The sequence below is a fragment of the Streptomyces venezuelae genome, assembly GCF_008642295.1.
GTDB classification, from domain to species: Bacteria; Actinomycetota; Actinomycetes; order Streptomycetales; family Streptomycetaceae; genus Streptomyces; species Streptomyces venezuelae_C.
In genome coordinates this window covers 6,759,235-6,783,703 of record NZ_CP029190.1, presented here as the reverse complement: position 1 = coordinate 6,783,703, position 24,469 = coordinate 6,759,235, and the positions used below count along the sequence as shown (strand labels likewise).

Genomic DNA, 24,469 nt, shown 5'->3' with positions numbered 1-24,469 from the left:
GATCGTCCGTGGCACCACGACCTCTGAACGAAATCGTCGAAGCGGGCTGGGCTCGGGCCCTGGAACCGGTGGCCGGACAGATCGCCGCGATGGGCGACTTCCTGCGCGCCGAGATCGCGGCCGGCCGGACCTACGTCCCCGCCGGCGCGAACGTCCTGCGCGCCTTCCAGCAGCCCTTCGAAGAAGTGAAGGTGCTGATCGTCGGCCAGGACCCCTATCCCACCCCCGGTCATGCCGTCGGGCTGTCCTTCTCGGTGGCCCCGGAGGTCAGTCCGGTGCCGCCGAGCCTGGACAACATCTTCCTGGAGCTGCACCGGGACCTCGGCACCGGACGGCCCGCCAACGGCGACCTGACCCCGTGGACCCGGCAGGGCGTGCTGCTGCTGAACCGTTCGCTGACCACCGCTCCGCGCCGGTCCAACGCCCATCAGGGCAAGGGCTGGGAGGCCGTCACGGACCAGGCGATCCGGGCGCTGGCCGCCCGCGGGAAGCCGCTGGTGTCCATCCTGTGGGGGCGGGCGGCCCGCAATCTGCGTCCGCTGCTCGGCGAGCTGCCGGTGGTCGAGTCCTCGCACCCCTCCCCCAAGTCCGCCGACTACGGCTTCTTCGGGTCCAGGCCGTTCAGCAGGACCAACGACCTGCTCGTCCGTCAGGGCGCGCAGCCGGTGGAGTGGGGTCTGCCGTCCGTCGGTTGACCGTCGTCGCTGCTGGTTGACCGTTGAATTCTTGACTGTATGCATTGACCATGTGTGCTGACCGTATGTGATATTCACCGGATAAATACGGACAGATGCCGCTCGTGTGAACCCTGCCCGAACAGCCGGACCGGGAAAGCCAGTAGCATGCGGCGCCATGAGCACCCCCACTGGGCCCGCGAACGGCCTGCCCGTACGAATGCCGCGACCCCGCCCGAGCGGACGGCACCGCCGTCCCGAGCCCGCGGTGGCGCCCGAGAACGCGCCCGCGCTGGTGCTCGCCGTGCCCGGTGTACCGTCGGCCGCCTCCCGGGGCCTGGCCGAGGAGATCCTCAGCATCGGCCGCTCCGAGCTGCCCGGGCTGGACGCCCGCATCGGCTACCTCGAGGGTGAGCTGCCCGGGGAGAACGGCACCCCGGAGTTCCCGGCGCTCTCCGCCGTGCTGACCGCGGTCGCCGACGAGCGGAACGCCCGCGCCGAGTTCGCCCGCGCCACCGGCCAGGAGGTGCCCGCGCCCACCGGCCCGGACGCCGTGGTCGTACCGCTGCTGGCCGGCCCCGACGGCGACCTGCTGCGCCGGATCCGCCAGGCGCTGATGGACTCCACGGCCGCCGCCGAACTGGCCGACGTCCTCGGCCCGCACCCGCTGCTGGCCGAGGCCCTGCACGTCCGGCTGTCCGAGGCCGGGCTGGCCCGCGCCGACCGGGCCCGGCTGTTCACCGTGGCGACCGCGGCCGACGGCATCATCCTGGCCACCACCGGCGGCGAGGAGGCGGTCCAGGCCGCCGGGATCACCGGCATGCTGCTGGCCGCCCGTCTCGCGGTGCCGGTCATCGCCGCCGCACTGGACCAGGAGGGCTCGGTGGCCTCGGTCGCCGAGCAGCTGCGCGGTTCCGGCTCGGCCCAGCTGGCGCTGGCCCCGTACCTGATCGGCCCGGAGGCGGCCGAGGGCCTGCTGGACACGGCCTGCAAGGAGGCCGACTGCGCGACCGCCGAGGTGCTCGGCGCCTACCCGGCGCTGGGCAAGCTGGCGGTGGCCCAGTACTCCGCCGCGCTCGGCATCGCCCAGGGCGCCGCGGCGCACTGACCCCGCCGCCCGCAGCGCTGCGTGGGCCCGCCGCCGGATTCCGGGGGCGGGCCCTCCTGCGTACTGGCCCTCGTACGTACCGGGCCCTCGTACGTACCGAGGCCCTCCGACGCGTCCGGCGCCGGACGGCTCAGCCGAAGAGCACGCAGCTCGCGGCCGGCACCGGCACCGATCCGGCGCGGCGGGGCAGCCCGTTGCGCGGGTCGACCGTGAACCAGGTGACGTCCCCGGAGCGCTCGTTGGCCGCGTAGAGCCGCTGCCCGGACGGGTCCAGGGCCAGGTCGCGGGGCCATCGGCCGGCCGTCGGTACGGTGGCCGTGAGCCGTGGCTGCGCCGGGTCCCCGGCCGTGTCGAGCACGGCGATCGCGTCCGGGCCGCGGACCGCGGCCCAGACGAACCGGCCGTCCGGTGCGGCGACGATCGCCGAAGGATAGGCCCGTACGGACCCTGGAGCGCCCTCTGGAGCCACCGGAACCTCTCCGACCGGTTCCAGGGACCCGGCGGCGGCGTCCCAGCGGCAGACGGTCAGCAGCGGCCTCAGCTCGTTGAGGACGTAGACCAGCGCACCGGAGGCGTGGAAGGCGAGGTGCCGGGGACCGTTCCCCGGCGGCAGCCGCAGCTCCGTGTGCACGCTCAGGGCACCGGTCCCCCGGTCGGCGGCACAGACCCGCACCGAGTCGGTGCCGAGGTCCACGCTCAGCACCCAGCGGCCCGACGGGTCGGCCAGCACCTGGTGGGCGTGCGGCGCCTGCTGGCGTTCCGGGTCGGGCCCGGAACCGCGGTGGGCAAGCACCGAGGCGGGTCCGCCGAGGGTGCCCTCCGGGCGGACTCGGAGCGCACTGACGCTGCCCGAGGTGTAGTTCGCGGTCAGCAGCCAGGACCCGGCCAGGCCGAGGTGGGTGGGGCCGGCGCCCGCCACCGGGACCGGCGGGCCGGCCGGGTGCGGCAGCCCGGCCGCATCGAGGGCGAAGGCCCGGACGAGGCCGTGCTCGGCCTCGCTGACCGCATAGAGGTGGTGCGGCCCGCGGGCCAGGTACGAGGGGTCGGGCACCGCGTCGGTGCTGCCGAGGACGGTGAGCGCCCCGGTGCGGCCGTCGACGGCCGCGGTGGTGATCCCGCGACCGCCTGCCGATGTGAACGAGCCGATGTAGACCCGGCCTTCCCCGACCCGGTCTTCCCGTCCAGTCACCCTGAGCCCCTCTCCACGTCTCCACCCGGTGGACGTCAGGAGCCGACGGTAACAGAAGGTCTAGACCAAATCCCGCCCCCGGGCCCGGTCCTCCGCACCCTCGTGGTGGACATAGGCCGGGTTCTGCTGCCGGTCCTCGTAGGTCCGGTGGAATACGGGGGTCGCCGAGCCGGAGATCGGCGGCACGATCCAGGACCAGTCGGCCCCCACCTCGCGTCCTCTGCGCTCCTCCCGCTCCAGGTGGGTGAGGAAGCGCCGGGACTCGGTGTGGTGGTCGGCGATGGTCACCCCGGCCCGGTCGAAGGAGTGCAGTACAGCCCGGTTGAGCTCGACCAGCGCCCGGTCCTTCCACAGCGAGCGGTCGTTGGAGGTGTCCAGCCCCATCCGGCGGGCCACCCCGGGCAGCAGGTGGTAGCGGTCCTCGTCGCCGAGGTTGCGGGCGCCGATCTCGGTGCCCATGTACCAGCCGTTGAAGGGCGCCGCGGGATAGTGGATCCCGCCGATCTCCAGGCACATGTTGGAGATGGCGGGCACCGCGTGCCAGCGCAGCCCCCAGTCCGTCCAGTGGTCGTCGTCCGGGTGCTCGATGGGCACTTCGAGGACGGCGTCGGCGGGGACCTCGAACCACCGGGGCTTGTCGTCGCAGCCCTGGACGACCAGCGGGAGCAGGTCGAAGGGGGTGCCGGGGCCGCCGGGCCAGCCGCGTTCACGCAGGGCCTCGGTGAGCTCCCGGTTGCGGGGGTCCCCGACGGTGACGGAGGGGTGGTCACCGTATCCGGCGTACCGGATGAGCTGCTCGCTCCAGATGAGCGGGCCGGGCCGGTCCGGGGTTTCCGGGGCGAAGACCGTGATGGTGGGCCGGACCCGGCCGCCGTTGGTGGCGTCGCGCAGGTGCTCGAAGCACTCGGCGGCTATCTCGTCGCCGCCCGTGAGTTCCCTGCGGTCGCGCACCCGAAGGGAGTTCCAGTACAGCCGCCCTATGCAGCGGTTGCTGTTCCGCCAGGCCACCCGGGCGCCGTGCACGAGCTCTTCGTGGGTGTGCCGGTAGGTGCCGGTGTCCTCGAGCTCCTGCCGTACGGCGGCGAGCCGGTCCCGCGGATCGCCGGAACCGGGGTTCTCGCGGTGGAAGAGGCGGATGAACTCCTCGGCCTCTGCCCACACCTGAGCGGTCGTCGAGAGCTGTTGCAGTATTTCCATTCCGGGCGGTTACCCCCTGTCCGGCCAGATCCACCCTGTACGTGCCGGATGAATGTGCGCTTCACCATCACCCGTTGTACAGGCCGCAGGTCAGCAGCGTCAGAGGGACGGACAGGGACCACCCCTTGGAGTGACGGTCAGCTCAACGGGCGTGCCATGTAGAGGGCTTGCTCACCGGCTGCCGGGGTGCCGTCGTAGAGGGTGGTGTCGAGGCCGCAGAACGCGAACCCCATCCGCCGGTAGGCGTGCACGGCGGGGACGTTGACGCTGGAGACCTCCAGCCAGAGGTGGCGGGCGCCGCGCTCGCGGGCGAAGCCGGCGGCGTGTTCCATCAGGGTGCGGCCGATGCCGATGCCCCGGTAGGCGGGGGCGACTTCGATGTCCTCGATGGTGAGCCGGCGGTTCCAGGAGCTGTAGCCGACCGCCGCGAACCCGCAGAGCCGGCCGCCGTCGGCCTCGTCGACGGCCACGAAGGTGCGGCGGTCGGCGGCGGTGTCCTCGCCGATCTCCTGCTCGTCGTGCTCCTCGGGCGGGAACACCTTGTGCAGCGGCGGGTCGACGGGGACCTCGCGGAGGAGGAACCCGGTGTCGGATGCGGTGGCCTCGAAGACGCTGAGGGTGGTGAAGGAGCCGTCGAGGGATTCGATGTCGGGCGCGTCCTCGGGGCGGGCGAGCCGGTAGCCGATGATCGGTGCGATGGTCATCCGACGACCGTACGCGTCACAGGGCGGCGGCGAGGAACTCCGCGAGTCCGGCGTGGTCCAGGGCGCCGGCGTGGGAGGCCACCGCCACGCCGTCCTTGATCAGCACGACGGTGGGCGCGGAGGCCACCTCGTAGCGCCGGGTGGCGGCGGGGCAGCGGGTCATGTCCACCCGGACCGCGGTCAGCCGGCCGCCGTGGGCGTGGGCGGCGTCGCCGACCACCGGGTCCATGGTGCGGCAGGCCGCCACCGCCTTGGGCCAGCTGCCGCGGAAGAAGGCCAGGACGGGGGTGCCGGCCGCCGCCGCGAGGATGAACTCGAATTCGGCGTCCTCGAGCGGCTGGTGGACATGGCTCACCATCGGCATACTCCCGGGTCCCACGGCATAAAAATACCCCGACCGATATTGACGGCCAGGGCAATCATCTGCGTATATTTGATGTTTCACACCCCGTCAAAACCGGGCATGTGAAGAGGCTTACGAGGACACTGTATCGCGGTGGGAGTGGAATTGTCAACCGAGGAATTCCGGAATGAACAACGTTTCGTCACGGAGCTCTACGCACGCCTCGACGACCTGCGCGACCAGGCCGAACGGGCGATGAAAGAGGCCCTGCTGGCGGACGGCGAGGGCTTTCAGGCGCGCTTGGAACGCGATGTCCAGGTGGCCGAGCAATCCGGTCTGATTTCAGCGCTGAATGCGGGCGAGAACGGTCTCTGTTTCGGCCGCCTCACCTTCTCCGACGGTCGCGACCACCACATCGGACGTATCGGAATCAGGCGGGACGACGCCGAGCGGACCCCGCTCGTCCTGGACTGGCGGGCGGATGTCGCGCGGCCGTTCTATCTGGCCACCGGCTATTCCCCGATGGGCCTGCGCCGGCGCCGGCACCTGACCACCCGGGGCCGCGAGGTGACGGCCCTGCACGACGAGATCCTGGACCTGACCGACGCCGAGCGCACCGGCCACGAGGGGGCCGATGCGGACGCCGTGCTGCTCGCCGCGCTGGATGCCGCCCGGACCGGCCGGATGCACGACATCGTGCGGACCATCCAGGCCGAGCAGGACCACATCATCCGGTCCCCGCACCGCGGGGTGCTCGTGGTGGAGGGCGGGCCGGGCACCGGGAAGACGGCGGTCGCCCTGCACCGGGCCGCCTACCTGCTGTACGCGCACCGCGAGTCCCTCGCCCGGCGCGGGGTGCTGATCGTCGGCCCCAATCCGGCCTTCCTCGGCTACATCGGCGAGGTGCTGCCCGCCCTCGGCGAGACCGGGGTGCTGCTGGCCACCCTGGGCGAGCTGTTCCCCGGGGTCCGGGCCACCGCGACCGACCGGCCGGGCGCCGCGGCCGTCAAGGGCCGGGCCTCGATGGCCGAGGTGCTGGCCGCGGTGGTGCGCGACCGGCAGACCCTGCCGGAGACGGTGCCCGCCGGAGCGGGCGAGGACAGCGAGGTGCTGCCGGAGCCGGCCGTGGAGATCGACCACGACGACTACGGGACCCTGCTGCTGGACCGCTCGATGGCGTACGAGGCCCGGGACCGGGCCCGGTCCACCGGACTGCCGCACAACCTGGCCCGCCCCTACTTCGCCTTCCGGATCATCGACTCGCTCACCGAGCAGCTCGCCGACCGGCTCGGCGGGGACCCGTACGGCGGGCCCAATCTGCTCGGTCCGGACGATATCGCCCAGCTCGGCAAGGAGATCGCGACCAGCGCCACCGTCCACGCCGCCATCGACACCCTGTGGCCCGCGCTCACCCCGCAGCAGCTGGTCGCCGGGTTCCTCGCGGACCCCACCCACCTGTCCGAGGCGGAGGCCGAGCTGATCCGCCGGCCGGCCGGGGCCGGGTGGACGGTGGCCGACATCCCGCTGCTGGACGAGGCCGCCGAGCTCCTCGGGTACGACGACAGCGCGGAGCAGGCGGCGGCCGAACGGGAGCGGCAGGAGCGGATCGCCTATGCCCAGGGCGTGCTCGACCTGTCCGAGGGCTCGAAGTCGTACGAGTTCGAGGACCAGGAGAGCGAGTACCTGGCCGCGCACGACATCATCGACGCCGAGCGGATGGCCGAGCGGCAGGAGGAGGCGGACCACCGCACCACGGCCGAGCGGGCCGCCGCCGACCGTACCTGGGCCTTCGGGCACCTGATCGTGGACGAGGCGCAGGAGCTGTCGGCGATGGCGTGGCGGCTGCTGATGCGGCGTTGCCCCACCCGGTCGATGACCCTGGTCGGCGATCCGGCGCAGACGGGTGACGAGGCGGGGCTCGGGTCCTGGGAGCGGATTCTCGCGCCGTATGTCGGGGACCGCTGGGAGCTGGTGCGGCTGGGCGTGAACTACCGGACGCCGGCCGAGATCATGGAGCTGGCGGCGGGGGTGCTGCGGGCCCGGCAGCCCGGTTTCGAGCCGCCGAGCTCGGTGCGGTCCACCGGGGTCCGGCCGTGGGTGCGGGCCGTGCCGGCCGCCGCGGACCTGGCCGGGGCGGTGGCGGCGGCCGTGGCGGAGGGGATGCCGGCCGAGGGGCGGCTCGCGGTGATCGCGCCGCGCGGGCTGCACGGCGTACTGGCCGGGGCGCTGCCGGGGGTACGGGCGGGCGCGGAGCCGGACCTGAAGCGGAGCGTGGTCCTCCTGGATCCGCGCCAGTCCAAGGGCCTGGAGTTCGACACGGTGATCGTGGTGGAGCCGGCCGATCAGCAGCCGAGCGATCTGTACGTGGCCCTGACCCGGGCGACTCAGCGGCTGGGCGTGCTGCACACCGGCCGGCTGCCGGCGGGCCTCGGCTGAGCCGTGGGCCCCGGCCCACGGCTCAGCCGGCTACGCGCCGACCAGGGGGGACCTCGGGTCGGTGCGCAGCGGGTCGGCGAGGGCGGCGAGGGCGTGCTCCAGGCCGTGCAGGTGGGCCAGGGCGGGGGCGTCGGCGGCGGGGCGCTGCTGCGGTACGGCGGGGGCGTCGGCGTTGGGCCGCTGCTGCGGTGTGGCGGGGGTGCCGTTGCCGGTGAGGGCCTCCACGGCCGCCTCGACCCGCCAGCAGGCGGCGGCCAGCCGGGCGTCGTGGGAGGCCTGCGGGTCGGCGGCGACGGCTGCCAGGCCGCGTACCTCGCGGGCGCAGTCGTCGAGCAGGACGAGTACCCGGCGGGCCCGTGCCTTGCGGGCCCGCAGCGGGCTCAGCGGGTGCACCAGCGGGGCCAGGGCCATCCGTACCCGGCCGAGCAGCAGCTCCAGCTCGGCGGCGTGCGGGGCCGGGTCGGCCTCGGGGTCCCCGTCGAGCCGCCGGAGGGAGGCCGCGGTGGCCGCCCGTACGCAGTGCAGGGCGCGCTGGATCCAGGCGTCGTTGGCGGCGTGGGTGGTCACGGGCAGGATCAGGGCCACGGCCAGGGCGGCGCCGAGCGCGCCGAGCGCGGTCTCCTCGAAGCGGAGCAGCAGCAGGCCGGGGTGGAGCACGCCGAGCAGCCCGTACAGCAGGCCCGCCATCACGGTGACGAAGAACATCATCCACGAGTAGGAGGGGGCGGCGGTGTAGAAGATGCCGAAGACGCAGACGGCGACGAGGGCGGCGGTGGGGGCGGGGGCGCCGTGCAGCGGCACGGCGATCAGCAGGCCGCCGGCGATCCCGGTGACGGTGCCGAGGACCCGGCGGAAGCCGCGCACCAGGGTCTCGCCGCGGGAGGCGGTGTTGACGAAGATCCACCAGGCGGTGCCGACGGCCCAGTACCAGCGGTCCGCGGAGACGAGCTGGCCGACGGTGAGGGCGAAGGCGCATGCTGCGGTGGCCTGGAAGGCCTGCCGGGTGGTGGGCCGGGCCAGGCCGGTACCGGGCAGGCCGGGGGGCGCGGCGGCGGGCGGGGTGCGCCGCTCGATGGGCCAGAGGAGGTAGCGCACGGTTCCGGCCGCGACGAGGGCGAGAGTGACGGCGGTGTAGAGCTCGGGCAGCTGGGCGGGGGCGGCGTGCAGGAACTGCGTCACGAAGAACTGCATGAACGCGAAGATGCCGAGCGCATGGCCGCGCGGGCCCCAGCGGCGGGCGTAGACCCCGCAGAAGACCACGGCGAGGAAGGTGGCGTCGCGCAGCAGCGGTGTGCCGTGGAGGGTGGTGGCAAGGGCCAGGACGGGGAAGCCGACGGCGGGGAGCAGTGCGGTGGTGACGCGCTGGGCGGGCACGGTGGCGTCGGTGACGGTGAACAGAGCCAGCAGGGCCGCGAGTCCTCCGGTGATGGAGGCGGTGAGGGAGAGTCCGGCGAGTTCCGCCAGGGCGACGGCGAGCGCGACGCCGAGCACGGCACGGGACGAGTTCCTCAGTCTGAACAGCCCCGGGTCCGGAGCCACGAACATCCTCTTCACGGCGGTGTGCCGCCCCCCTTGCAGGTGATGCGCGCCGCCCCGGCCGCCGCCCGGGGTGGTGGGCGGGCGTGCAGGCACGACGAAGGCACCGCGGTCCGGTCCGGCCTCGTCGCCGGCCCGGCGCTGCGCGGCGCCGAAGATACATGGATACGACACAGATAAACATGTAGAGGGCAATGGCTCAAGCGGGGTCGGTTCGACTGGGCCATTGGCCCAGTCGAAGCGGGTGCCGGTCGGCCAACGGTGCGCCAACGGCCGGTGGACAGGGTGGGGCGGGGGTGGGGCCGTGGTCAGCGGGTAGGCGCGGGGCCCGAGTACGGGCGGCTCCCGAGTGCGGGCGGCCGGCGGTGGGAGGTGGGCGTGGAACACACCGACTGGCTGCTGACGTCCGGGGAACGCGGCAATCCCGCGACGCGGCTGGACTCGCGCCGCTCCGACGGCATGGCGTGGTCACGGGGCAACCGGGCCCACGCCCTGGTCCACGGTGCCCCGTATTTCCAGGAGCTCCTGGCGGGGATCCGGGCGCTGCGGAAAGGCGACCTGCTCCTGTTCACCGACTGGCGCGGCGATCCCGACGAGCGGCTCGACGGTCCCGGCACCGAGGTTGGCGCGGTCCTGGCGGCGGCGGCCGAGCGCGGGGTGATCGTCAAAGGCCTGGTCTGGCGCTCCCACCTGGACGTCTTTCGGTTCAGCGAGCAGGAGAACCTCCACTTGGGCAAGGAGATCGAGGCGGCCGGCGGTGAATGCCTGCTCGACATGCGGGTGCGCCCCGGCGGCTCGCACCACCAGAAGCTGGTGGTACTGCGCCATCCCGGACGCCCCGAGCTCGATGTCGCGTACGTCGGCGGGATCGACCTCTGCCACAACCGCAAGGACGATGCCGGCCACCACGGCGACCGCCAGTCACTGGCCATGGCCGCCGCCTACGGACCGCACCCGCCCTGGCACGATGTCCAGCTCGCACTGCGCGGGCCGGTGGTCGGTGATGTCGAGGCGGTCTTCCGCGAGCGCTGGAACGATCCCTCGCCGCTCACCCGCAGCCCGCTCACCCGGCTGCGGGAGCTGCTGCACCACGAGGACATCGAGGCCGACCCGCTGCCGTCGCAGCTGCCCGATCCGGCGCCCTGCGGCACGCACACCGTGCAACTGCTGCGCACCTATCCCAACCGGCTGCTGCGCGGGTACCCCTTCGCCCCCGACGGTGAGCGCAGCATCGCCCTCGGCTATCTGAAGGCCCTGCGGCGGGCCCGGGCGCTGATCTATCTGGAGGACCAGTACCTCTGGTCGGCGCGGGTGGTGGAGCACTTCGCCCGGACCCTGGCCACCCATCCGGAGCTGCGGCTGATCGCGGTCATCCCGTCCCTCCCCGAGGAGGACGGCCGGCTCACCCTGCCGATGCATCTGATCGGGCGGATCACCGCCCTGGAACGGCTGCGCCGGGCGGCCGGCGGGCGGGTCGCGGTCTACGCGCTGGAGAACCCCGCGGGCACGCCCGTCTATGTCCACGCCAAGGTGTGCGTGATCGACGACGTGTGGGCCTCCATCGGATCCGACAACATCAACCTGCGGTCCTGGACGCACGATTCGGAGCTCGGCTGCGCCGTGCTCGACGAGACCCCGGACCCGCGGCAGCCGTCCGACCCGGGCGGGCTCTCCGACGGCGCTCGCGTGTTCGCCCGGCAGCTGCGCCTGGAGCTCTCCCTCGAGCACCTGGACGCTCCGCCGGAGGCCGCCGGGACGCTGTGCGATCCGGTGGCCGCCTTCGACGCCTTCGCGGGGACCGCCGCGGCACTGGACGACTGGTACGCCGGCGGCTGCCGCGGGCCCAGGCCGCCGGGGCGGCTGCGCACGTACGTCCCGCCCGCCCTGTCGTACCCGGCGAGGGTGCTCGCCCGGCCGCTGCACCACCTGCTGGTCGACCCGGACGGCCGGCCGCTGGGGCTGCGGATCCGCGACGCCTACTGACGGATCCGTACGATGGCGGGCATGACGGTGGACGAGCTCGACACCCGCATCCTGCGGCTTCTGATCGAGCAGCCGCGTACCAGCGTGCGCGAGTACGCCCGGCAGCTGGGTATCGCGCGGGGCACGCTCCAGGCCCGGCTGGACCGGCTGGAGCGGACCGGGGTGATCACCGGAAGCGGTCCCGTGCTCTCCCCCGCCGCGCTGGGCCATCCGGTGCTGGCCTTCGTGCACATCGAGGTGACCCAGGGCCGTCTGGACGAGGTCGGGGACGCACTGGCGGCCGTACCGGAGATCATCGAGGCCTTCTCGATCACGGGGGGCGGGGATCTGCTGACCCGGGTGGCGGCCCGCGACAACGCACATCTGGAGGACGTCATCCAGCGGCTGATCCGGCTGCCCGGCGTGGTCCGCACCCGGACCGAGGTGGCGCTGCGCGAACGGGTGCCGCACCGGCTGCTGCCGCTGGTGGAATCGGTGGGACGGGCCGCCCGTATTTCCTGACAGGATGGCCGGTAAGGCATACGACCGGCAGAACGGGCACAGCGGATGATCTCCGTCATATTCGATCTCGACGGCACTCTCGTGGACAGCGAGCCCCATTACTACGAGTCCGGACGGCGCATTCTGGAGCGCCATGGCGTCCCGGACTTCAGCTGGGAGCAGCATGCCGCCTTCATCGGGATCGGAACGCGGGAGACGCTGGAGGTCCTGCGCGAGCGGTACGCGATCGCGGCACCCGTGGACCGGCTGCTGGCCGAGCAGAACGCGGTCTATCTGGACCTGGCCCGCGCCGGTACCGAGGTCTACCCGGAGATGCGGAAGCTGGTGAAGCGGCTGTATGCGGAGGGGGTGCCGATGGCGGTGGCCTCGGGCTCCTCGCGGGCGGCGATCGATGCGGTGCTGGCCGGCACGGGCCTGGACGCCGTGCTGACCACGACGGTCTCGGCGGAGGAGGTCGCGCACGGCAAGCCCGCGCCGGACGTGTTCCTGGAGGCGGCCCGCCGGCTGGGGGCGGACCCTGCGGCCTGCGTGGTGGTGGAGGATGCCGCCCCGGGGGCCCGGGCCGCCCATGCGGCCCGGATGGACTGTGTGGCGGTCCCCTATGCCGCCGCCATCGCCGGTGATCCGGCGTTCGCGACGGCGGGGCTGCTGTTCCGGGCCGGGCAGCAGGAGTTCAGCGCGGACGCGGCGTACGCGTACCTGACCGGACCGCGCGCCGGCCGCTGAGGGGCGGTCGGGCTGGGCGGAGGACCGGCTGGGCGGGCGGACGGGCGGGCGAGCCGGGAAGATCCCGGGGAGCGGCCGAGTTAGTAGAACCGTGAACGAATTGGTGCGGGATGCGGACGTGGTGGTCATCGGGGCCGGGCAGGCCGGGCTGTCCAGCGCGTACCACCTGAAGCGGGCGGGGCTGGACTTCACGGTGCTGGACCATGCCCCGCAGCCGGGCGGGGCATGGCAGTTCCGGTGGCCCACGCTGACCTACGGCAAGGTGCACGGGATGCACGCCCTGCCGGGGCTGGAGCTGACCGGGGCCGATCCGCTGCGTCCGTCCTCCGAGGTGATCGGGGAGTACTTCGACCGGTACGAGCGGACCTTCGGGCTGGCGGTCCGGCGGCCGGTGGACGTGAGCGCGGTGCGGGCGGGCGACGGGGGCCGGCTGCTGGTCGAGACCTCGGCCGGCACCTGGTCCGCGCGGGCCCTGATCAACGCCACCGGGACCTGGGACCGGCCCTTCTGGCCGCGCTATTCGGGCCAGGAGACCTTCCGCGGACGCCAGCTGCACACCTCGGGCTATCCCGGGCCCGGCGCCTTCGCCGGAGCGCGGGTGGTCGTGGTGGGCGGCGGCACCTCCGGGGTGCAGCATCTGCTGGAGATCGCCGGGGTGGCCGCGGAGACCACCTGGGTGACGCGCCGGCCGCCGGTGTTCCGGGACGGCTCCTTCGGTGAGGCCGAGGGGCGGGCGGCGGTGGCTCTGGTGGCGGACCGGGTCAGGCAGGGGCTGCCGCCGCAGAGCGTGGTGAGTGTGACCGGGCTGCCGCTGAACGAGGCGGTCCGGGCCGGGCTGGACTCCGGGGTGCTGGACCGGCGGCCCATGTTCGACCGGATCACCCCGGACGGGGTGGCCTGGGCGGACGGGTCCGCGGTCGCGGCCGATGTGATCCTGTGGGCCACCGGCTTCCGGGCGGCAATCGACCACCTGGCTCCGCTCCGGCTGCGCGAGCCGGGCGGCGGAATCCGGGTGGAGGGCACCCGCGCGGTCCGCGATCCGCGGGTCCACCTGGTCGGGTACGGGCCTTCGGCGAGCACCGTCGGCGCGAACCGCGCCGGGGGTGCGGCGGTCCGCGAGATCCGCCGCCTGCTGGCCCCGGCGCCGGCCGCGATGGCCACGGTGGCCGGCTGAGACTCCGTACGGCCCTGCGGTTCTGCTACGTGCTGCGGTCCGGCTAGGTACTGCGGTTCTGTGCGCGGAGCCGGTTGAACTCCGCGACATGGCGCTTGTGTTCTTCGTAGGTTGCGGAGAAGCGGGTGTCGCCCGGCTTGACGGTGACGAAGAACAGCCATTTCCCCGGGGTGGGCGCCACCGCCGCGGCCATGGCGTGCAGGCCGGGGCTGTCGATGGGGGTGGGTGGGAGGCCCTGCCGTGCATAGGTGTTGAAGGGGCTGTCGATTCGAGTGTCGGCCAGCGAGGTGTCCACGGTGCTGCGGTTCAGCGCGTAGTTGAGGGTGGAGTCCATCTGCAGCGGCATGGACCGGGCCAGCCGGTTGTGCACCACCCGGGAGACCTTGCCCATATCGGCGGGGGATTCGGCCTCCGCCTGGATGATGCTCGCCAGCGTCGCGGTCTGATAGGGGGTCATGCCGTGCGCCCTGGCACCGTCGGCTACGGCCTTGGTGGCCAGGTTCCGCCCTGCGGTCTGCACCATGTACCCCAGCAGGTCGGCCGGGGTGGTCTGGGAGGTGACGGGATAGGTGGCGGGGAAGAGGTACCCCTCCGGGTTGCCCCTCGCCTCCTGCGGCAGGGCCAGCCCTGCCGTCCGCGCGGCCGTCTTGGTGGTGCCCGGCGGCACCTCGAGTTCGCGGTCGATCGCCGCATACACCTGGGAGGCCCGCCAGCCTTCGGGGATCAGCAGCCGGCGCGGCTGCTCCGGTTTCTCCTCGGGCAGCAGCAGCGGGACCAGGACCGCTGCACCGGTGACGAGGAGCAGGCCGAGAAAGATCGCCAGCCGGCCGCGGCGGGTGAGACGGGTCCGGCCTTTCTTCGGCCGGTATTCATAAGACATATGGGCACGCTAACCCGCGAAACACCAGATTCCCGGCATCCACCCCGTGCGCCAGTCATACGATCACACGCTCATGGGATGGCGGGACCGGTCGGGCATCCCGCCGGATCAGGGCCGCATACCGTCCGCCGGCATCCAGCAGTTCCTCATGGGTACCGCGCTCCGCGATCCGGCCCCCGTCCAGGACGACGATCTGGTCGGCGCCGCGGACGGTGGAGAGGCGGTGGGCGATGGTGATGGTGGTGCGGCCCGCCGAGAGGGCATCGATGGCCTGCTGGACGGCGTGTTCGGTACGGGTGTCCAGGGCGCTGGTGGCCTCGTCGAGGATCAGCACGGGCGGATCGCGGAGGATGGTTCGCGCAATGGCCAGGCGCTGCTTCTCGCCTCCGGAGAACCGGTACCCGCGCTCGCCGACCAGGGTGTCGTATCCATCGGGCAGGGAGGCGATGTGGTCGTGGATCTGGGCCGCCCGGGCGGCCTCGGCGATCTCCTCGTCGGTGGCGTCCGGCTTGGCGAACCGCAGGTTGTCGGCGACGGAGGCGTGAAAGAGGTAGGTCTCCTGGGAGACCACTCCGACGGAGCGGGCCAGCGAGTCGAAGTCGAGATCCCGGACGTCGACCCCGTCGAGGGTGACCCGCCCGCCCGTGACGTCGTACAGCCGGGGCACCAGATAGCTCAGGGTGCTCTTGCCGGAGCCGGTCGGGCCGACCACGGCGAGGGAGGTGCCGGCCGGGACGGTGATGTCGAGGCCGGACAGGGTGCTGCGCACATCCGGCTGCCCGGTGTCGTATGCGAAGTCGACTCCTTCGAGGCGTACCTCGCCCTTGGCCCGCTCGAGCCGCACCGGGTCCTCCCGTTCGGTGATCTCCACCGGCAGGTCGAGGTATTCGAAGATGCGGGCGAACAACGCGAGCGAGGTCTGGATCTGCACACCGGTCGACAGCAGGCTCACCGCCGGCCGGAACAGGCCCTGCTGGAGGGTGACGAAGGCGACCAGGGTGCCGACCGAAAGAGAGGGCGCACCTGACTGGAGGGCCAGGCCGGCCGCCCAGTAGATGAGGGCGGGCATGGCGGCCATCACGATGCCGATGGTCGACATCCGCCAGCGCCCGGCCATGCTGGAGCGCACCTCCAGACCGACGAGCTTCTCGGACTCCTCGGCGAAGGACCGGGTCAGGGAGTCGGCCCGCCCCATGGTGCGGCCGAGCAGGATGCCACTGACCGAGAGGGACTCGGTGACCGTGGCGGCCATCGCGGCCATCTGTTTCTGCCGCTGGGTGGTGATCTTCTTGCGCTCGCGGCCGACCCGGCGGCTGATCCAGACGAACACCGGCAGCAGGAGCAGGGAGACGAGGGTGAGCCGCCAGTCGAGCGCGAGCATCGCGACCACGGAGGCGGTCACCGCGGTCAGGTTGGAGACCAGCGAGGTGGCGGTGGAGGTGACGGTGGCCTGCATCCCGCCGATGTCGTTGGCGATGCGGGACTGCACCTCGCCGGTGCGGGTGCGGGTGAAGAAGGCCAGCGGCATCCGCTGCAGCCGGGCATAGACGGCGGTGCGCAGGTCGTGCATGACGCGCTGGCCCACGGTGGTGGAGATCAGGGTCTGCAGCACACCGAACACGCCGGTGACCACCGCGGTGAGGATCATGCCGAGGGCGAGCAGGCTGAGCAGCCCGGTGCGGCCTTCGGGGATCGCGGTGTCGAGTATCTCCTTCAGCAGGAACGGCGAGGCGACGCCGACCAGGGAGGAGGCTGCGACGAGCAGCCCCACGACGGCGAGCCGCCCACGGTAGGGGCGGAACAGGCGCACGATGCGCCGGAGCTCACGCGGCTGCTCCGCCGGGGCGGGCCGGCTGGGATCGAGCGGGCGTTGGGGCGGGGTCCAGTTCGGTTCTTCAGGGCGCATGGGCTCCCTCGGGATTCTCGGTCACTGTGTCCATTGGAGCATAGTTCATTGTTACCTATACTCACAATGAACGGGGTCTTGATATGGTTCCCGGTATGAGCACCGATGCCGACCGTCTCCTCGCCGAGCAGCTGCTCCGTCTGACCCGCCGGCTCCACCGCATTCAGAAGCGCCACATCGAGCCGATCGGCATCACCCCCGCCCAGAGCCGCCTGCTGCGCGTGGTCGCCCACGACGAGCGGGAACAGCCGCCCCGGATGGCCGATATCGCGGCCCGGCTCGAGGTGGTCCCGCGCCAGGTGACCACGCTGGTCGACGGCCTGGAGGCGGCCGGCTGCGTGCGCCGGGTCCCCGACCCGGCCAACCGGCGGGTGATCCGGATCGAGCTCACCGACACCGGGCGCGCCACGCTGCGGCAGCTGCGCAACGCGCGGACCGACGCGGCAGAGGAGATCCTGGCTCCATTGACCGCCGATCAGCGCGAGGTGCTCGGCGGTCTGCTGAACGCTCTGGCGGACGTCCCGGCGGAGCGCAGCTGCTGAGCGGAGCGCCGAGCCGAGGGGGCATGCCATGCCGCTGCTGGAGCCGAGACCGGAAGCCCTGCGCCCGAGCACCCTCGGCGGCCCCTCCCCCGACCGGCTGCCCGAGCACCGGGCCGCCGGCACCCCCGAGGTGCTGCGCAGCGAACTGACCGGCCTGCTCGGCGCCGAGAAGGTGCTGTGGAAGGTCTCCGACCTGGTCCGCTATGCCTCGGACGCCTCGCCCTACCGCTTCGTGCCCCAGGTCGTGGTGATCGCCGAGGACATCGACGACATCTCCGCCGTGCTCTCCTACGCGCACGGCAGACAGCGCGAGGTGGTGTTCCGCGCGGCCGGCACCTCGCTCAACGGGCAGGCCCAGGGCGAGGACATCCTGGTCGACGTACGCCGCCACTGGGCGGGCATCGAGGTACTGGAGGACGGCCGCCGGGCCCGGATCCGGCCCGGCACCACGGTCCTGCGGGCCAATGCCGCGCTCGCCCGGCACGGCCGGGTGCTGGGGCCCGACCCGGCCAGCGCCCTCGCCTGCACCCTGGGCGGGGTGGTCGCCAACAACGCGTCCGGAATGACCGCGGGGACCACCCGGAACTCCTACCGCACCCTGTCCTCCCTCACCTTCGTGCTGCCCGGCGGCACCGTGGTGGACACCGCCGACCCGCTGGCCGACGAGGAGCTCGCCCGCGCCGAACCGGCCCTGTGCCGCGGCCTCCTCGCGGTGAAGGCCGAGATCGAGTCCGACCCCGCACTGGTCGCCCGGATCCGCGCCAAGTACGAGATCAAGAACACCAACGGGTACCGGCTGGACGCCTATCTGGACGGGAACACCCCGGTCGAGATCCTGCGCGGACTCATGGTCGGCTCGGAGGGCACCTTCGGGTTCATCGCGGAGCTCGTCTTCGACACCCTGCCGCTGGACCGCGAGGTCTGCTCCGCGCTGCTGTTCTTTCCCTCCCTGCCGCTGGCGGCAGCCGCCGTCCCGCAGTTCGGCGAGGCCGGAGCGCTCGCCGTGGAGCTGATGGACGGCAACACCCTGCGCGCCTCGGTGGCCGTCGAGGGCGTACCCGCCGACTGGGCGGACCTGCCCAAGGACACCACCGCCCTGCTGGTGGAGTTCCGGGTGCCCGACGAAGCCGCCCTGGACTCCTGCGAGCAGGCCGCCGCCGCGATCGTGGCGGGCCTGCCGCTGGTGGCCCCGGTTCCCTCGGTCACCAATGCCTTCACCCGGGACCGGCACACCATCGCCGGGTACTGGAAGGCCCGCAAGGCCTTTGTCACCGCCGTCGGCGGCGCCCGTGCCCCGGGCACCACCCTGATCACCGAGGACTTCGCGGTGCCGCCCGGCCGGCTCGCCGAGGCCTGCGAGGCCCTGCTCGCACTGCAGGCCGAGTACGGGTTCGATGCCGCGGTCGCCGGCCACGCCGCCCACGGCAACCTGCACTTCCTGCTGGCCTTCGACGCCGCCCGGCCGGCCGATGTCGAACGGTACGCGGCCTTTATGGACGCCTTCTGCTGCCTCGTGGTGGAGGGTTTCGACGGCTCGCTGAAGGCAGAGCACGCCACCGGCCGCAATATCGCCCCCTATCTCGAACTGGAATGGGGGCCGCAGGCCACCGAACTGATGTGGCGCACCAAGAAGCTCATCGACCCGGACGGGGTACTGGCCCCGCGGATCGTCCTCGACCGCGACCCGCAGGCGCATCTGCGCGGGCTGAAGACCATCCCCCGGGTGGAGGCGGTGGGCGACCCCTGCATCGAGTGCGGGTTCTGCGAACCCGCCTGCCCCAGCAAGGACCTGACCACCACTCCGCGCCAGCGGATCGTCCTGCGCCGGGAGATGATGCGGCAGCCGCCCGGCTCCCCGGTACTGGACGGCCTGCTGGCCGCCTACGGGTATGACGCGGTGGACACCTGCGCGGGCGACTCCGCCTGCAAGCAGGCCTGCCCGGTCGGCATCGACACCGGTGCGCTGATGAAGGAGTTCCGGCACCGCCGGCACAGCCCCCGCGAGGAGCGGGCGGCAGAGTTCACCGCCCGGCACTTCGCCGCCGTCGAGAAGGCGGCCCGGCTGGCGGTCGCCGCCGCAGACCGGATCAGCGGCCGGATCGGGGACGGGCCGCTGCGGGCCGTGACCGGGGCCGCGCGCAGGGCCGTACGCCCCGACCTGGTGCCCGAGTGGCTCCCGCAGATCCCGGGCGCTGCCGCCCCCGGGCTCCCGGGGACCCGGCGGGCGGGCGCCGCGGCGGTCTACTACCCGGCCTGTACCAACCGCATCTTCGGCGGACCGGACGGACGGCACGCGCCGGGCCGGCGGATGCGGCCGTCGCTGCCGGAGGCGGTGGTCGCGGTCTCGGCGCGGGCCGGAAAGCCCGTATGGATCCCCCCGGATGTGGCGGGTACCTGCTGTGCGACGATCTGGCACTCCAAGGGCTACGAGGCCGGCGCCCGGGTGATGGCCAACCGGATCGTGGAAGCGGCCTGGGGCTGGACGGCCGGCGGCCGGCTCCCGCTGGTGGTCGACGCCTCCTCCTGCACCCTGGGCATCGCCCGGGAGGTCGTCCCGTACCTGACCGCGGACAACCGCGCCCTGCATGCCGAACTCACCGTCCTCGACTCGGTCGTGTGGGCCGCCCGGCATCTGCTGCCCGATCTGGACATTCTTCGCACGGTGGGGAGCGCGGTACTGCACCCGACCTGTTCGATGCGCCACCTGGGGGACGAGGACGAACTCCGGGCCGTCGCCGGGGCCTGTGCCGACGAGGTGGTGGTCCCGGAGGACCTGGGCTGCTGCGCCTTCGCAGGTGACCGGGGCATGCTGCACCCGGAACTGACCGCCTCGGCCACCGCCCGGGAGGCCGCCGAGGTCACGGCCCGGCCGTTCGACGCACACCTGTCGGCCAACCGGATGTGCGAAGTGGGCATGGACCGGGCCACCGGCCGTTCCTACCACTCGGTCCTGCTGGAACTGGAACGCGCGACCCGCCCCTGAAACCGCCCCGGAACTGGCCGGTATGCCCCTTGCCGTACGGAAAATCGATTGCCTCACGGCATCCCGGAAGGCGAACCTTGCACGGTTTGAACCACTCACCGAGTCATGGGGCGTTATGCAGATCAGCGATCTTCCGCATCCGGACCCCGGGGTCCCGGATGCTCGTTCAGGCCCCCGCTTCCTCCTGTGGCTCGGGCGCAACCAACTCGGCGGCCAGGTCAAGAGCCTGTGCTGGGGCCTGCTGCACTTCTGCGGCATCGCCGGGCTGCCGTTCGCGGTCGGCATGGGCGTGGAGGCCGTCGTGCACCGCGACGGCACCCGGCTGCTGCTGGTGGGCGCCCTGCTCGTGGTGATCGGCATCGGCATCGCTCTGGGCGACACCATGCTGCACCGGACCGCCGTGACCAACTGGATCACCGCCGCCGCCCGGGTGCAGCAGCTGCTCGCCCGCAAGACTGCCGAACTGGGCTCCGCCCTGACCCGGCGGGTGGCGGCCGGTGAGGTGGTCGCCGTGTCCACCGGTGACGTGGAGAAGATCGGCTGGTTCGTGGAGGCGGTGTCCCGTTTCCTGGCAGCCGCCTTCGCCGTCGTGGTGATCTGCGTCGGGCTGCTGCTGTACGCGCCCGCGCTCGGCGTGATCGTGGCCATCGGGGTGCCCGCCCTGGCCCTCGCGGTGCTGCCGCTGCTGCCGCTCGCCACCAAACGGGCCGACATCCAGCGCGAGAAGGCCGGCCGGGCCACCGAACTGGCCTCGGACACCGTGGCGGGCCTGCGGGTGCTGCGCGGTATCGGCGGCGAGGAGCTCTTCCTCAGCCGCTACCGCGAGGCCTCCCAGGAGGTCCGCCGGGCTGCCGTCCGCAGCGCCCGCATGTGGGCGCTGATCTCGGCGATCCAGGTGCTGCTGCCCGGCATCCTGCTGATCACGGTGGCCTGGTACGGCGCCACGCTGGTCCTGGACGGCCGGATCGCGGTGGGTGAACTGGTCGCGGTGTTCAGCGCGGTGGCCACGATGATGTACCCGCTCCGGCACTTCGAGGAGATCGCCATGGCGTACTCCTTCTCCCGTCCGTCGGCGAAGCGGGCCGCCCGGGTGCTGTCGCTGGTACGGACGGAGTCCGGCCCGGCGGGGCACGTCGAGGCCCCGCAGCCCGGCGGGGACCTGTACGACCCGCAGACCGGACTGCTGGCCCCGGCCGGCCTGTTCACCGCCGTGGTGTGCGGCGATCCGGACCTGGCGGGCCGGCTCGCCGAGCGGCTCGGCGGGCATCCCGCCCTGGACGAGGAGCCGGAGGACCGGCCTTCTGTGCTGCTCGGCGGGGTGGCGCTGGACGAACTCGCCCTGGACACCGCGCGCACCCTGGTGCTCGTGCAGGACAAGGACCCGGTGCTGCTGTCCGGGACCCTGCGCGAGCTGTTCGACGTACCGGCCTCCCGGACGGTCGAGGCCCGATCGGCGCTGGCCGCGGCCCAGTGCGGGGACGTGCTGGACGCCCTGCTCCAGTCCGCGCCGGACGGGGTGACCGATCCGATGGACGCCCGGATCACCGAGCGCGGGCGGTCGCTGTCCGGCGGGCAGCGTCAGCGGCTGGCACTGGCGCGTTCGCTGGTCACCGACCCGGAGGTGCTGGTGCTGGACGAGCCGACCTCGGCGGTCGACTCGCACACGGAGGCGCGGATCGCCGAGGGGATCGCCGGCCTGCGGGCCGGCCGGACCACCGTGGTCCTGGCCTCCTCCCCGCTGCTGCTGGACCGCGCGGACCGGGTGGTGCTGGTCCACGACGGCGCGGTGGCGGCGGTCGGTACGCACCGCGAGCTGCTGCACGACGAACCCCGCTACCGGGCCGTGGTCACCCGGGAGACCGACGAGGAACGGCGACTGGCCCAACTCGCGGAAGCACTCACAGAGATCGAGGAGTCGGCATGATCGGCGTGGCAGCGCCGGAATACGATCCGGCGGCCCCGGAGACGGCCGCCACCCTCCCGGTGGGAACCGGGGCGACGGTACGCGGCTATGTGAGCGGGCTGCTGCGCCGGCACCGGCGGGCGTTCGTGCTGCTGGTGGTGGTCAATGCGATCGCCGTGATCTCCTCCATGGTCGGCCCGTACCTGCTGGGCAGGGTGGTGGACGATCTCGCGGCGGGGGCGCGCGATCTGCATCTGGGGCGGGTGGGGCTGCTGTTCGCGCTGGCACTCGGCGTGCAGACGCTGTTCGTGCGGATGGTCCGGCTGCGCGGGGCCATGCTCGGCGAGGAGATGCTGGCCGATCTGCGGGAGGACTTCCTGGTGCGGTCGGTGGGACTGCCGCCGGGCGTGCTGGAGCGGGCCGGTACCGGCGATCTGCTGTCGCGGATCACCACCGACATCGACCGGCTGGCCAATGCGATGCGCGAGGCGGTACCCCAGCTGGCCATCGGTGTGGTGTGGGCGGGACTGCTCTTCGGGGCGCTCACCGTGACCGCGCCACCGCTGGCGCTGGCCGCGCTGGTGGCGCTGCCGGTGCTGGTGTTCGGCTGCCGCTGGTACTTCAAGCGGGCGCCGTCGGCGTACCGCTCGGAGGCGGCCGGGTACGCGGCGGTCGCGGCGGCGCTCACCGAGACGGTGGACGCCGGCCGCACGGTGGAGGCGCACCGGCTCGGCCGGCGCCGGATCGCCCTGTCCGAGCAGCGGATCAAGGAGTGGACGGCCTGGGAGCGGTACACCCTGTTCCTGCGGTCGGTGCTGTTCCCGGTCATCAACGTCACCTATGTGACGATCCTGGGGTCGGTGCTGCTGATCGGGGGCTGGTGTGTGCTGCAGGGCTGGATGTCGGTGGGTCAGCTGACCACGGGCGCGCTGCTGGCGCAGATGATGGTCGACCCGATCGGGATCATCCTGCGCTGGTACGACGAGCTGCAGATCGCGCAGGTGTCGTTGGCCCGGCTGGTGGGCGTCCGGGACATCGAGCCGGACGCGGGCGACCCCGCGGTGCTGCCGGACGGCCGGGATGTCCGGGCGGAGCAGGTCCGGTTCGGCTACCGGGAGGGTGTGGACGTCCTGCACCAGGTGTCGATGTCGGTGCCGCCGGGGACCCGGATGGCGCTGGTCGGGCCGTCGGGCGCGGGCAAGTCCACGCTGGGCCGGCTGCTGGCGGGCATCTATGCGCCGCGGGCGGGGGAGGTCACCCTCGGCGGGGCGCGGCTGTCGGAGATGCCGGCGGAGCGGGTCCGCGAGCACGTGGCCCTGGTGAACCAGGAGCACCATGTGTTCGTGGGCACGCTGCGGGACAATCTGCTGCTGGCCCGGACGGATGCCGAGGACGCCGAGCTGTGGGCGGCGCTGGGCTCGGTGGACGCCGACGGCTGGGCCCGGGCGCTGGAGGACGGCCTGGACACCGAGGTGGGGTCGGGGAGCACGGCCCTGACTCCGGCGCAGGCCCAGCAGATCGCGCTGGCCCGGCTGGTGCTGGCCGATCCGCACACGCTGGTGCTGGACGAGGCCACCTCGCTGCTGGATCCGCGGGCGGCCCGCCATCTGGAGCGGTCGCTGGCCGGGGTGCTGGACGGGCGCACGGTCATCGCGATCGCGCACCGGCTGCACACCGCGCACGACGCCGATGTGATCGCGGTGGTCGAGAACGGGCGGATCAGCGAGCTGGGCAGCCATGACGAACTCGTGGCGGCGGACGGCGCGTACGCGGCGCTGTGGCGGTCCTGGCACGGCTGAGCCGTCCGGTCCGGCCCCGGTGGGCTTCGGCGGGCCCGCACCCCGGGAGGGGTGCGGGCCCTTCGCGGTCAGATGAAGCCGAGGGCGGAGGCGCCGCCGACCCCGCCGAGCAGCATGAACACCGGCATCAGGACCTTGAGCTCGACCCAGCTGCCGGCCCGGAAGCGCATGCCCTTGGGCGGGCCGACGGGGTACCAGCGCTTGCCCGCTATCGGGATGGGCCACAGGACCGGGCAGCCGGAGACGGTCAGGGCGTCGCCGATGTCGTGGACCAGGGCACCGAGCATGATCGGCAGTCCCAGCCAGAGGTACTCCTGGCCGGGGCCGAACAGCCAGTCCGAGCCGTTGCCGGGCTGGTCGAGGACTCCTGCGAGTATCCACGCGCTGGTGGCGCCCAGCAGCCAGACCAGGATGTCGCTGGACATCCGGGCGGCCCGCCACAGCAGGCCCTCGACGGCCAGCACCAGGTGGATGAAGAGCAGGACGAGTACTCCCCACCGGTCGGCGCTGATCGCCAGCGCCGAGGCGCCCGCTCCGATGAGGACCGCCCACAGCCAGGTGTGGGTCAGCGTCCGGTGGCCGCCGGACCGGCGCGCGTCGCGCGGCGAGCGGGTGGCCTTGTAGACGGAGTAGGAGATCTTGTCGACGACCTCGCAGAGCCCGCGGGAGAGCGGTCCGAAGGCGCGCGAGATGGTCGCGGACTTGTGGTCGAGGTCGGGTGCGAGGGCTGCACCGGCGCAGATCAGTGCGCCTACCACCAGGACCGGCCAGGGCATGGGGTGTCCCGCGGCTGCGGTCGCCGCCCCCACCCCCAGCCAGGCTGCCGCCCCGGACAGTGAGTGCGCCGGACCCATCATGCTCGTTCCCGCCCCAGTCTGTGGTTGA

19 protein-coding genes are annotated in these 24,469 nt (G+C 72.9%); 11 read left to right on the top strand and 8 right to left on the bottom strand.

The window, feature by feature from the left end:
• The first annotated feature begins 8 nt into the window (after positions 1-8).
• Positions 9-695 carry a uracil-DNA glycosylase gene (locus tag DEJ50_RS30305; protein ID WP_150211248.1) on the top strand — a complete coding sequence of 229 codons (687 nt, stop codon included), beginning with the start codon at positions 9-11 and terminating at the stop codon, positions 693-695.
• Between the two features lie 157 nt (positions 696-852).
• Positions 853-1,782: a sirohydrochlorin chelatase gene (locus tag DEJ50_RS30300; RefSeq protein WP_150211247.1), complete on the top strand. Its 930-nt coding sequence runs from the start codon at positions 853-855 to the stop codon at positions 1,780-1,782.
• 130 nt (positions 1,783-1,912) lie between these two features.
• Here DEJ50_RS30300 and DEJ50_RS30295 read toward each other — a convergent pair whose 3' ends face one another.
• The 4 genes from DEJ50_RS30295 to DEJ50_RS30280 form a co-directional block, all read right to left on the bottom strand.
• A complete protein-coding gene (locus tag DEJ50_RS30295; RefSeq protein WP_150211246.1) occupies positions 1,913-2,971 on the bottom strand; it encodes a lactonase family protein in 1,059 nt (352 codons plus the stop codon).
• A gap of 60 nt (positions 2,972-3,031) precedes the next feature.
• Positions 3,032-4,168, bottom strand: a complete 1,137-nt coding sequence (locus DEJ50_RS30290; protein WP_150211245.1) for a nitric oxide synthase oxygenase — start codon at positions 4,166-4,168, stop codon at positions 3,032-3,034.
• A gap of 137 nt (positions 4,169-4,305) precedes the next feature.
• Positions 4,306-4,872, bottom strand: a complete 567-nt coding sequence (locus DEJ50_RS30285) for a GNAT family N-acetyltransferase (protein ID WP_150211244.1) — start codon at positions 4,870-4,872, stop codon at positions 4,306-4,308.
• 16 nt (positions 4,873-4,888) lie between these two features.
• A complete protein-coding gene (locus tag DEJ50_RS30280) occupies positions 4,889-5,230 on the bottom strand; it encodes a thioredoxin family protein (RefSeq protein WP_150211243.1) in 342 nt (113 codons plus the stop codon).
• A gap of 150 nt (positions 5,231-5,380) precedes the next feature.
• Here DEJ50_RS30280 and DEJ50_RS30275 point away from each other — a divergent pair, with 150 nt between their 5' ends.
• Positions 5,381-7,651, top strand: coding sequence for a HelD family protein (locus DEJ50_RS30275; RefSeq protein ID WP_150212451.1), 2,271 nt, complete (start codon positions 5,381-5,383; stop codon positions 7,649-7,651).
• 30 nt (positions 7,652-7,681) lie between these two features.
• Here DEJ50_RS30275 and DEJ50_RS30270 read toward each other — a convergent pair whose 3' ends face one another.
• The gene (locus DEJ50_RS30270) at positions 7,682-9,196 is read right to left on the bottom strand and encodes an FUSC family protein (protein WP_150212450.1); all 1,515 of its coding nucleotides are present in this window, start codon (positions 9,194-9,196) and stop codon (positions 7,682-7,684) included.
• Positions 9,197-9,565: 369 nt separating this feature from the next.
• Between DEJ50_RS30270 and DEJ50_RS30265 the strand changes: the two genes are divergently transcribed.
• The 4 genes from DEJ50_RS30265 to DEJ50_RS30250 all read left to right on the top strand — a co-directional run bounded on the left by DEJ50_RS30265 (position 9,566) and on the right by DEJ50_RS30250 (position 13,571).
• Positions 9,566-11,170, top strand: coding sequence for a phospholipase D family protein (locus tag DEJ50_RS30265; protein ID WP_190344778.1), 1,605 nt, complete (start codon positions 9,566-9,568; stop codon positions 11,168-11,170).
• Between the two features lie 21 nt (positions 11,171-11,191).
• Positions 11,192-11,671, top strand: a complete 480-nt coding sequence (locus DEJ50_RS30260) for an Lrp/AsnC family transcriptional regulator (RefSeq protein WP_150211242.1) — start codon at positions 11,192-11,194, stop codon at positions 11,669-11,671.
• A gap of 45 nt (positions 11,672-11,716) precedes the next feature.
• Positions 11,717-12,397: an HAD family hydrolase gene (locus tag DEJ50_RS30255; protein ID WP_150211241.1), complete on the top strand. Its 681-nt coding sequence runs from the start codon at positions 11,717-11,719 to the stop codon at positions 12,395-12,397.
• Between the two features lie 103 nt (positions 12,398-12,500).
• Positions 12,501-13,571 carry an FAD-dependent oxidoreductase gene (locus tag DEJ50_RS30250; RefSeq protein WP_150212448.1) on the top strand — a complete coding sequence of 357 codons (1,071 nt, stop codon included), beginning with the start codon at positions 12,501-12,503 and terminating at the stop codon, positions 13,569-13,571.
• Positions 13,572-13,614: 43 nt separating this feature from the next.
• Here the strand turns inward: DEJ50_RS30250 and mltG are convergent, their stop codons facing one another.
• Both mltG and DEJ50_RS30240 read right to left on the bottom strand, forming a co-directional pair.
• The gene (mltG, locus tag DEJ50_RS30245; RefSeq protein ID WP_150211240.1) at positions 13,615-14,451 is read right to left on the bottom strand and encodes an endolytic transglycosylase MltG; all 837 of its coding nucleotides are present in this window, start codon (positions 14,449-14,451) and stop codon (positions 13,615-13,617) included.
• 55 nt (positions 14,452-14,506) lie between these two features.
• Complete coding sequence (locus DEJ50_RS30240) at positions 14,507-16,357, bottom strand: ABC transporter ATP-binding protein (protein ID WP_150211239.1); 1,851 nt, start codon at positions 16,355-16,357, stop codon at positions 14,507-14,509.
• A 95-nt stretch (positions 16,358-16,452) separates the two neighbouring features.
• On the opposite strand from DEJ50_RS30240, the gene DEJ50_RS30235 reads away from it, so the two are divergent.
• From DEJ50_RS30235 to DEJ50_RS30220, 4 genes are all read left to right on the top strand, one after another.
• Positions 16,453-16,899 carry a MarR family winged helix-turn-helix transcriptional regulator gene (locus DEJ50_RS30235; RefSeq protein ID WP_150211238.1) on the top strand — a complete coding sequence of 149 codons (447 nt, stop codon included), beginning with the start codon at positions 16,453-16,455 and terminating at the stop codon, positions 16,897-16,899.
• Between the two features lie 28 nt (positions 16,900-16,927).
• Positions 16,928-19,882: an FAD-binding and (Fe-S)-binding domain-containing protein gene (locus tag DEJ50_RS30230; protein WP_150211237.1), complete on the top strand. Its 2,955-nt coding sequence runs from the start codon at positions 16,928-16,930 to the stop codon at positions 19,880-19,882.
• A 115-nt stretch (positions 19,883-19,997) separates the two neighbouring features.
• Complete coding sequence (locus DEJ50_RS30225) at positions 19,998-21,806, top strand: ABC transporter transmembrane domain-containing protein (RefSeq protein ID WP_150211236.1); 1,809 nt, start codon at positions 19,998-20,000, stop codon at positions 21,804-21,806.
• Positions 21,803-23,584, top strand: a complete 1,782-nt coding sequence (locus DEJ50_RS30220; RefSeq protein ID WP_150211235.1) for an ABC transporter ATP-binding protein — start codon at positions 21,803-21,805, stop codon at positions 23,582-23,584. Before DEJ50_RS30225 ends, DEJ50_RS30220 begins: the two co-directional genes overlap by 4 nt.
• 68 nt (positions 23,585-23,652) lie before the next feature.
• Here DEJ50_RS30220 and DEJ50_RS30215 read toward each other — a convergent pair whose 3' ends face one another.
• On the bottom strand, positions 23,653-24,441 hold the full coding sequence (locus DEJ50_RS30215; protein ID WP_150211234.1) for a metal-dependent hydrolase: 789 nt from the start codon (positions 24,439-24,441) through the stop codon (positions 23,653-23,655).
• Between the last annotated feature and the right edge of the window lie 28 nt (positions 24,442-24,469).

Excerpts from the sequence above, each read along its gene's own strand:
- DEJ50_RS30300 (WP_150211247.1), top strand. The coding sequence starts at position 853 with ATGAGCACCCCCACTGGGCCCGCGAACGGCCTGCCCGTACGAATGCCG.
- DEJ50_RS30290 (WP_150211245.1), bottom strand. The coding sequence starts at position 4,168 with ATGGAAATACTGCAACAGCTCTCGACGACCGCTCAGGTGTGGGCAGAG.
- DEJ50_RS30285 (WP_150211244.1), bottom strand. The coding sequence starts at position 4,872 with ATGACCATCGCACCGATCATCGGCTACCGGCTCGCCCGCCCCGAGGAC.
- DEJ50_RS30280 (WP_150211243.1), bottom strand. The coding sequence starts at position 5,230 with ATGGTGAGCCATGTCCACCAGCCGCTCGAGGACGCCGAATTCGAGTTC.
- DEJ50_RS30270 (WP_150212450.1), bottom strand. The coding sequence starts at position 9,196 with ATGTTCGTGGCTCCGGACCCGGGGCTGTTCAGACTGAGGAACTCGTCC.
- DEJ50_RS30260 (WP_150211242.1), top strand. The coding sequence starts at position 11,192 with ATGACGGTGGACGAGCTCGACACCCGCATCCTGCGGCTTCTGATCGAG.
- DEJ50_RS30255 (WP_150211241.1), top strand. The coding sequence starts at position 11,717 with ATGATCTCCGTCATATTCGATCTCGACGGCACTCTCGTGGACAGCGAG.
- mltG (WP_150211240.1), bottom strand. The coding sequence starts at position 14,451 with ATGTCTTATGAATACCGGCCGAAGAAAGGCCGGACCCGTCTCACCCGC.
- DEJ50_RS30240 (WP_150211239.1), bottom strand. The coding sequence starts at position 16,357 with ATGCGCCCTGAAGAACCGAACTGGACCCCGCCCCAACGCCCGCTCGAT.
- DEJ50_RS30235 (WP_150211238.1), top strand. The coding sequence starts at position 16,453 with ATGAGCACCGATGCCGACCGTCTCCTCGCCGAGCAGCTGCTCCGTCTG.
- DEJ50_RS30230 (WP_150211237.1), top strand. The coding sequence starts at position 16,928 with ATGCCGCTGCTGGAGCCGAGACCGGAAGCCCTGCGCCCGAGCACCCTC.
- DEJ50_RS30225 (WP_150211236.1), top strand. The coding sequence starts at position 19,998 with ATGCAGATCAGCGATCTTCCGCATCCGGACCCCGGGGTCCCGGATGCT.
- DEJ50_RS30220 (WP_150211235.1), top strand. The coding sequence starts at position 21,803 with ATGATCGGCGTGGCAGCGCCGGAATACGATCCGGCGGCCCCGGAGACG.
- DEJ50_RS30215 (WP_150211234.1), bottom strand. The coding sequence starts at position 24,441 with ATGATGGGTCCGGCGCACTCACTGTCCGGGGCGGCAGCCTGGCTGGGG.